The following is a 9671-nucleotide window of genomic DNA, read 5'->3' as shown; positions in this document are numbered from 1 at the left end:
CAAGGTACCTGAGTGGGCTGTGCAGAGAGAGAAAAATGCCCGCTTACGCGGGCATGATAGGCTTACAAATTAAAAGGTGTAGCTAAACGAGATACCCATGTTTCTTGGGTCCGTGTAGTCACCGTAAATAAATACGTCTGAGCCGGTTACCCGACCTGCACTGATCAAGCTGTCGTGATCGAAGGCATTGTTTACATAAGCATCGATACGCCAGTTTTCCTCAACATAGGCGGCAGAGAAATGAAACTCGGCGTAGTCGCCTGCCAGGTGCTCAGCTTTTTCACCCAGCTTGCTGTAATACTCACCCACATAGTTGCTACGCGCCGTTAATTGGAACTTGTCTGTGGCCCAGAATTCCAGCCCTAATCCAGCCGTGATATCGGCCGCCATTGGCAGCGCTTTGTCACGTACTGTTGGATTTTCAGCATTCGCTTCGTCAACCGTGCTGTCCATCCAGCCAAAACTTGCCGACAAGGTCAGATCTGGGTTGATGGCATAGCGCGCTTCAGTTTCAAAGCCGGCGCTTTTTACTTTCGCCAGGTTAATGATGCTAAAGTCATTCGGGTTACCCGTTGGACCGGTACCGTAGTACTGGTAATCCTCGAAGTCATTGTAAAACACATTTACCGCGAAGTTTAAGTCACCGTCCATAAGCGTAGAGCGCAAACCGACTTCGAAAGTATCGACATACTCTGGCTCAAAAGTGTAATTGCTCATGCTAAACCAGTGGAAGTCACCACCGCCCGAGCTGTACCCTTTGCGGAAGCTGGCGTTGACTGTGATGTTATCGTTTAAATCGTGCAGATAGGCCAGTTTTGGCAGGTAAATGCGATTATCAACATCGGTGACAAATTCGATATTAGGCATACCAAATCGCTTCGCCATTTCAGCGCCATCGAAGAATCGATACTGCTCTTCATCCTCGATTCGACCACCAAGGACCACACGGCCCTGATCGCTCACCTTGATGGTTGCCTCACCATAGATTGCCTGGTTTTCACTGTCATCAGTCCCTTTGTAGTAACCTTCACGGAAGAAAGTCTGGTCGCGATCATTCATGTACAAACCCAGATAACCACTGACAGTTTCATTACCCACAAAGCTCACTTTCACATCATAGGTTTTGCCGCTGTCGTTCATGATGACATACCAAGGCTCCGGATACTGTCTGAACTCATAGCGGTAGTCGGTATCTGACAACATGACTTCAAGGTTAATCGCATCATTGATCTCATAGCGTGTGCGTAACGACCAACGGTCATATTCTGTGTCTTTATCACGCGCATATGAGCCTGCGACGGGGCCCTCGGGTGTTGGCACCATCTGATAGGACACAACACGGTCCGATAACTGCGGACCAATTTTGGTATTTACCGGATCATTGCCATTTAATACCGGCCCCTGGAAGCCCCAATGGCGCTCACCGGTTTCTTCACTGCGTGAGTAATGTAGCAGCATATCCAGGCCACTGAGTGCAGCGGGTTGCCATTTTAGCTTGATGTCCATGCGAGTATCTTCAAGCTCTTTTGGATTAAACGGGTACACCACTCGAGGAGAGGTGCCTGTATACTCCATGTACGACTCCCCTTCGTTACGCTGAACGGTGGCGCGCAGTGCAAGCTGATCTTCCAGCAGTGGCACAGAGACCATGCCCGACAGTTCTGTATTTTCGTTCAGGTCTGAATAGCCAATACGGGTTGCAGCTTCAAAATCAGTCAGTGAGGGCTCTTTGGTCTTGATGTAAACTATACCACCAATGCTGTTGCGGCCACTGTTTGACGATTGTGGGCCACGCAATACTTCGATTTGTTCAACGTCCCACAGGCCAAAATCACCACTTAGCTTAGCAACAAACGGGTCTGAAACACCGTCACGCATAACAGATACACGTGGCTTGGCACCCGATGAAAAAGAACTAAAGCCTTGAGATACACCTTCACCTTGCAAGCCACGGATCGTCGGCAGGCTATCCGTAAATACAACGTTTGCAATACCTGATAAGGCATCCAGCAAGGAGTTAACCTGACCACTTTTCAGTTGCTCTTGATCAATAACGGCAATAGATGACGTGGTGTCTTTCAGTGAACGTTGGGTGTTTTCACCATACACCACTATCTGTTCAATTGACTTCAGGTCTTCTTTACTATCGTCTGCCATGACGGCATTGGAAACGGCAAGTGCGAGCGGCAGTAAGCTGTATTTGAGTGGGTTCATTGTTTCATCCTAGTTGTATTTATGACACCCAGACGAACTCCCTCCGCACAAATTTAGTACGAATTATAATAATTATCAAAAAGATAACTTAAGCTGTATTTGTTGGTAAATTTACTACTCAACTGTTTACTTTTGAGGCGTGGTTTGGTGTTAATAAAAAATAACGCTCTAATATCCCTAAATCAGGGAAGTGGATACAAAGGTGCAAAACAGCACTACTGAATCTGAATAAGAAAAAAGCCATCTGGTTTTACCCGAGATGGCTTACTAACACTACAAAAATGGTTGTTGCGAACGGTGCCTGCGGCGAGTGTTCATGTGTTTGTTCGATTTTGACAGTACCCAGTCATTAGGGACCAATTTCTACCCTAAGGTTTAAGCCAGCGCACCCTCTTCAAGATCCTACTTTTTAAAAAAAGCCACCTGGTTTTACCCGAGATGGCTTACTAACACTACAAAAATGGTTCAGCCCGACCTGATTTGCTTAGTGGTCGTGATCATGCTCTTTTTCACTGTTGGCAATGCCAAGCCACACAAGCTTATTAGGTATTACATCCAGTTCAATTGTTTGTACCAATTTACCTGTTTCCAGATCGTACTTTTTAATTTGCTTCGCTATTGGATCAGTTACAAACACAGCATCTTCAGCATATGAGAGTGCCAGTGAGAAGCTATGATCTTTAGGCATATTTACTAAATCGGCGTCAGTAATCGACACTTCATGCGCCACTTCCCAATGATGTTCACCCTGATGTTCGCCGCCTTGTTCTGCTTCGTGCTCATGCCCTGACAGAATGCTCAGTTTACCCGCACTGTCGAGTGTCACTATGCGCTCACCATCATGGCTAAAGCCAAAATAGTTCAGGCGATGATTGCCAGTGGTGACCTGCCACTCCAGCGCTTCCAGCTCCCCATCTTCCGGGTGCAACATAAACAACTGATTGCTCGCGCTTGCTATGAACTGTTCTTGCTTGTGATGTCCTTTTATCGCGCCAACACGCATGCCCTCTGCAAAGCTTTCTGGGTTAGCCACTTTGGTTGCACTAAACGACTGCCCTTGTTGCGAGATAATGGCAACACCATCACCACACCCAAATACAATGGTGGTTTCGTTTTGTGCACTACCGTGCAGCACAGGGCAAGTCACACTAAACACCTGCTCCTGATCAAAATGGTCATCATGGGCATGGTACAAAGCAATTTGTGATGGCATGGGAGAGTCGCTCTCGCTATCACGCAGCGAGCTGATCAGATACTCGCCTCTTGCCTGGGCAGCACCATGCATATGCGTGCTGTAATTAAGCTTAACGACTTGACCGCTCTCGCCGCTGATCTGCGCTTCACCAAACATGGCAACAGACGCCACCTTTTGGGTGGCAGCATCGCCATCCGAAAAGACAGCAATTCCGCCCTCATTTACGGTAACATGAGTTGGTTTAGTCGATGCCAGCTGCAAAGACACACTACTCGGTGCATCTTCATGATTGTGGAAGTGGTCGCCATGGGCTTCTCTATATAGCCCGCCGTCAACAAACTCCACCATGCCCTGCTCACGCTGCACCAAAATGGCATAGCGATGGTTTTCAGACCCATAAGCATATTGTGGTGCATACGTCAGGCCCACTGATTCAATCAGGCTTTGCTCTGCGGCAGAGTAAATATTGACAACGTTGCTCTCGCTACTGGTGACCAGCAAACGACCCGCGACATCTTTGATGTCTTCGTCATGGTCGTGCGTCTCCTCACCCGCTTTGTTTTCGTCTTCCGTTACCGATTCATCAGAAGACACAGCCTGTTGTGTTTTGGTTACCTGATGGTCTGTACCACCACAAGCCGACAACAAGATTGCAGATACAGCTGCAGCCAATACTTTTGCTCTGAAAATCATCAATACTACTCTAATATAATACGTTATATTGTAACAATACAGATATGTTATAATATCACAAAAACAAACGCAAGAGTCGAACTTTATAATGTGTGTTTTTCAGACAAATTTCAGATGAGGAAAGGTAACGGCAATACCCCATTACCTTATCACTATCAGGCAGATTCGGCGTCAGCTGCTACCGACTGGGGTAAGCGTTGTTCTGCCAGCAACTTCAGGCCATTGATCATGGCAGGGAAAAGGCTCTGCTGGAAGTTGTTCCAGCGCATCTCAATAATGGTGTCGTCCGGATTTATGTGGGTATCCATCACGTCAGTGATCACCGGACCTGAATCTATCCCCTGATCAATGTAGTGAAAGGAAGCGCCTGTTTTATCTATCACCGGAACGCTTACGGTTTCTTTCGTCTCCCAATTAATGACTTTCTGACCACGTGCTCCGTACAGTGCGTCCAGTGTTGCGGTCGCACCGCGGCGCTGATAAGGTGAATCTGCTCGCGTGATCCCCGGATGAATATTCACAATTTTATTGTGGTATTTACTGTCTGCACTGGCTAAATCGTCCAGAATCAGGATAAGTCCATCCAGCAAAACAACATCGGCATCAAGTGCATCCAGTTGCGCTTCCAGTTGTGCCTCAAACTCTTTTTTCCCAGCCACCCGCTCAGGTGAATTCAGCGGTGTTTTGCGATAGCTCGATGGAATATTCTGCAGTAGCTCATCCACCGGCTGGCCCTGAATGTTAAGTGACTCCGGGTAGATCCAGGGACCTTTTGAGGTACCACGCGCCAGGCCATAGTCTTGCAGCTTGCGCTGATCAGGTCCATGACTCAGATCGTCATCGAAAATAACGGCTTTTAACGCATACTGCTGGCCTAAAGAGGTTGTATTCAGCTGCTCCACCAGATGCTCAAGGGGAGACATCATGTAGCGCTGCTCCCCTTTGTACTCAACCATACGTCCGGCCTGATCGGCCGCCGCATTGCGTAACGAGCAGATATATATCAAATTCAGTGTTTTCATCATTTATCCAGATTATTATTTATTTTTGCGCTGTACATCCGCTGCACAGTCCATCTATAAGACGCTTGCTATCGGTGTTTTTTTAACGCAAAAAAAACGGCCTCACCTGGAGGCCGTCATCTGATATCTGACTACACTGAGTTACTGCTGTAGCTGCGCCACCAGTTGTTCTTCAATCATATATGCCAGGTTATCTATGGTCGGATCGTCGAAAAAGGCGGCAGGTTCGAGTTCAACACTGAACATTTGCTTAGCCTTTGCCAGCATCTGAATGGCTACCAAAGAGTCACCGCCTAGCTCCAGCAGGCTGTCAAAAATACCGATTTCGTCAAAACCCAGATACTCAGCCCACAACGCGGCCAGTTTATGTTCAAGTTCACTTTCCGGTGCTTCGAACTCGACCGCCAGCTCCGGGCGAGCATGACCTTTTGGCTTGTTTAACCGCGTCAGAATAGCCTGCTCGGTAGCGCGTGTTGCACTGACAAGTTGTGTCCACTCAGTGCTGGCGCAGTACACCTGCGGCTGTGCAACACCGATGGCTTTATCGAACAACTGACAAGCCGTATCCGGCGTCAGACCCAGCCCGTCCGCCAACTCAATATTGGCAGCCATACCGGTACTTTGCCACGCATCCCAGTTCAGCACTTTCACAGTAAAAGGATGTGACTGCTGCGCGACGGCGTCCAGATAACTGTTTGCTGCACAATAATCACTCTGAGCCATGGCGCCGAGTACGGAAGCCAAAGAAGAGCACAGTACCATAGTGTCCAGCTCAGACTCTGCAAACAAAGTCAGCAGGTTTTGCGTTCCCTGTACTTTCGCAGCTGTACTCTGAACGACCTGCTCAGCGCTTAGCTGAGTAACCAGCCCACCGCCGGGCAAGCCGGCAGCATGTACCACCTGAGATATAGAAGAAAGCGGAATTGATGCCGCGTCGAACGCCGCACGCATGGCCGCTAAATCGGTCACATCGGCACTAAGTATTCGCAGCTGTGGGCACTGGGCATGAATGTCGAGTAGTTGCCGATAACGCGCACGTTGTTGTGGGGTTTGCTGTTCATCTTCCGCCAGCTGTGCCCACTGTGCGCTGTCAGGCAAGGACTGACGAGTCTGTAAGACTAAACGATGGCTCTGTTGCGCCAGATGTTTTGCCAGTGCCAGGCCTACACCCCCTAATCCACCGGTGATCAAGGTACATTGTGGCTTTGTCGTCGCTTTCACTGTGCCTGTTTGGGTGCGCACAGCGCACTGAGACTGGGTAAAGCGGTGTGTGCCACGATAGGCGATTTCACCACGGGCATGGGCTAAATCTTCCCCCAGCGCGGCAATCAGTGCAGGAGTCGGACTGGCCACCATCGCCTCGGTGAGTGCCAACACCTGACAACCTTGCTGTGCAACTTCCAGCGGTGCCACACGTGTTAGCCCAAGTACTGATGCCTTGGCCGGATTGACGATATCATCACCTAACACGTTAAAAAGATCGCTTGCCAGTACACTGAGTGGACGTCCGCCCAGAGACAGCAGCCACTGCAACACGGGCAGCAGTAAGTTGTATCCCAGTGTGTCTGACGAAAGCGCTGCCGTCAGACGTGTATCAATGACCTGTTCGAACGACCCAATGGCCTCACCAAGTTGCGCCAACTGCTCGGTCGACCCCAAATCAAGTCGGTAAGCTTGTTCGTTGATGCGGCTAAAGGTCTCCCCCTGCCAAACCTGAGTGACCTTTACCCCAGCCTGATGCAAAGCTTCACTCAGCTGACTGACCAGTGGCGTGTCCGCCGCGATCAGCAGCAGATGTTTATCCTGCAAAGCACGGTTGGTTTGTGCAAACTCAACCGCTTGTTGCCATTGTGGTACATACAGCTGAGGCTCGCTATTCAGTGCATTGTCTGCTGAGAATGCGACTGTTTCGAATGGCTTAGACTCAACCCAAAATTCGCTATCTGCAAACACATATTCAGGCAAAATATTCGCCTGACCGTGCGGACGCGCTGTTACCTGTGACCAGTCGATGGCACACCCTAGCTGCCAAAGCTTACCAAGGGTTTTAGCAAATGGCGGTAACGGCGCTTTGAGGTCGCGTGCATGAGACACCGAATGCAGTGCGACCACACTGTCGCCCAAAGTTTGTCTGGCAAGCTTTTGCAAGGTATCCCCGGGTCCGGCTTCGATGAGCACATCACATCGCTCAGCCAGCGCACTGACACCGCTCACAAAGTTAACGGGCTGGCGGATATGATCTAACCAGTACTGAGCCGAACAAGCCTGCTCTGCGGTGATCCAGGTGCCAGTCACATTCGACACAAACGGCGTGTGTGGCGCCTGAAGTGATGAGGTGCTCAACACCTGTTCTAATGTATCCGCAAACTCAGGCAATACAGCCTCAGTCAGATGGCTGTGGAAGGCATGAGAAACATGAAGGCGGGAGGTCGCAATATCCGCTGCTTTGAGCTCGCCCTGGAGTGATTTTATTGCCTCGCGGGTACCAGCGACAACCGTATTGGTCGGGCTATTCAGCGCCGCAATATCCAGCTCCTCATTCAGGTAAGGCGCAACCGCCTTGCCATCAGCCATAACCGATAACATGCTGCCAGGTGCCATGCTTTGTAAGACCTCACCACGCGCAGCCACCAGTCGCGTTGCCACCTCCAGGGTCATCACACCCGCGAGGCAGGCCGCAGCATATTCCCCAATGCTGTGTCCCAGCATCGCCGTGATGCGAACACCGTGTGCCTGATAAGCTTTCGCAGTCGCATAAGCCACCACAAACAAAGCAGGCTGAGTGATCCGAGTTTGATTGAGCAATTGATTGGCCGTCAGGATCTCGCTGTCTGCTGGGCTAAATACACTGTTCAGCTCGGCGCTCAGTGCGTCCGGGAAGTGTGCCATCACCTCGTCAAATGCCGCCTTAAATGCAGGCACATCACGCAACAAAGGCTGAGCCATAGTGACATACTGAGACCCCTGCCCTGAAAACATGAGAGCCACTCGCGGCGCCGTCGCTTTGTCACCTTGCGGTTCACGTAGTAACTGAGCAATTGCCTGCTCTGCACTGTCTGCCACACACGCATAGCGTACAGCCAGAGCACTGCGCTTGTGTTGCAGCTGAGCCGCAAGCTGGGCAAATTGCTCTGGGGTACGCTGCAGCGCATCGGCCAGCGCTTGCGTCTGACGCATCAAGGCGGCCTGACTGCTGGCACTCAGAGGTAACACTTGCCACGGCGTTGAGGCGCTTACTTCACTTGTCTGCTGGTGCGTATACTCCTGCAAAATCACATGGGCATTGGTGCCCCCCATGCCCAATGAGCTGACCGCAGCGCGCCGTGGTCCATTGCTTTGCCAGGGCTTGAGTGTGTCGTTGACATAAAACGGGCTGTTCGCAAAGTCAATTTTGCTGTTCAGCGGCTGACTGTGCAAACTTGGCGGCAACTCCTGGTGGCGCAAGGCCTGAACCGCTTTGATAAGGCCCGTGATACCTGCCGCCGCATCAAGATGGCCCAGGTTGGTTTTAACAGAGCCTATGGCGCAGTACTGTTTTGTATCACTGGCGTATGCCTGGCTCAGTGCGGCGATTTCAATCGGGTCGCCCAACTCAGTACCCGTGCCATGTGCTTCGATATAACCAACGCTGTGCGGTTCAATATCTGCAAACTCCAGTGCCGCCATGATGGCGTTGGCCTGCCCAGTCACACTGGGGGCGGTGTAGCCCACTTTATCACGGCCGTCGTTATTGATTGCTGAGCCTTTGATCACAGCCAGAATGTGATCGCCCTCTTGCTGAGCTTCCGCCAAACGCTTGAGAACCACGGCCGCACTGCCGCTACCAATCAGAATACCATCGGCCTGCTCGCCAAATGCACTCAACTGACCCGACGGTGACAAGCTACCACCCGCAGGCGCATGATAACCCTGATCCTGCGCCAAATTCAGCCATACTCCCCCTGCCAGGGCAGAGTCACACTCAAAATTCTGCAGGGCACGGCAGGCCATATGAACAGCAACCAAAGACGTAGAGCAAGCTGTTTGCACTGTGACGGCTGGCCCTTTCAGATCCAGTTCATAACTGACCCGGGTAGCAAGTGAGTCTTTGTCGTTACCATTGGTCAGCGCCAGTAAACTGGTGATATCACGTGACTGACCCTGTAATAAATTTTGCATCAGATAGGCAGGCACACCACACCCGGCATATACACCCGTTTGTTCTCCCAGTGGCAACCCGGCATGAGCCATTGCATGCCAGCAAGTTTGCAGAAAGTGGCGTTGCTGTGGATCCAGTTGCTCAGCCTCTTTCGGTGTATATCCAAAGAATTCGGCATCGAACTGCGCGAGCCGCTCAAACGGGACACCGCGCTTGACATAATCCGGGTCAGTGAGGTCGGATTCGCTCACCCCGGCACGACGCAATGCCTCGTCGTCATAACTTTGTACCGCGCACTGCCCGGCGCGAATGTTGTGCCATAAGGCATCGACGTTATCCGCATCGGGGAAACGTCCCGCCATCCCGACGATGGCAATATCCAGTTCACTATACTCATGTTCTGACATGT

General features: G+C 50.8%; 4 protein-coding genes. All 4 read right to left on the bottom strand.

Features of this window, described 5'->3' with window-relative positions:
- Positions 1-69: 69 nt before the first annotated feature.
- Positions 70-2214, bottom strand: a complete 2145-nt coding sequence (locus tag CWB98_RS12370) for a TonB-dependent receptor (RefSeq protein ID WP_138545160.1) — start codon at positions 2212-2214, stop codon at positions 70-72.
- 484 nt (positions 2215-2698) lie between these two features.
- Entirely contained in the window at positions 2699-4102 is a 1404-nt protein-coding gene (locus tag CWB98_RS12365) for a hypothetical protein (RefSeq protein WP_138545159.1), read from the bottom strand.
- Positions 4103-4257: 155 nt separating this feature from the next.
- Positions 4258-5124 (bottom strand): formyltransferase family protein, encoded by an 867-nt coding sequence (locus CWB98_RS12360; RefSeq protein ID WP_212751136.1) that lies wholly within the window; start codon positions 5122-5124, stop codon positions 4258-4260.
- A 141-nt stretch (positions 5125-5265) separates the two neighbouring features.
- Positions 5266-9669, bottom strand: coding sequence for a type I polyketide synthase (locus CWB98_RS12355; RefSeq protein WP_138545157.1), 4404 nt, complete (start codon positions 9667-9669; stop codon positions 5266-5268).
- Between the last annotated feature and the right edge of the window lie 2 nt (positions 9670-9671).

The sequence above is a fragment of the Pseudoalteromonas rubra genome (assembly GCF_005887115.1).
Taxonomy (GTDB): domain Bacteria; phylum Pseudomonadota; class Gammaproteobacteria; order Enterobacterales; family Alteromonadaceae; genus Pseudoalteromonas; species Pseudoalteromonas rubra_F.
The sequence above is the reverse complement of the archived record's forward strand: the minus strand, read 5'-3'. Positions and strand labels throughout refer to the sequence as shown.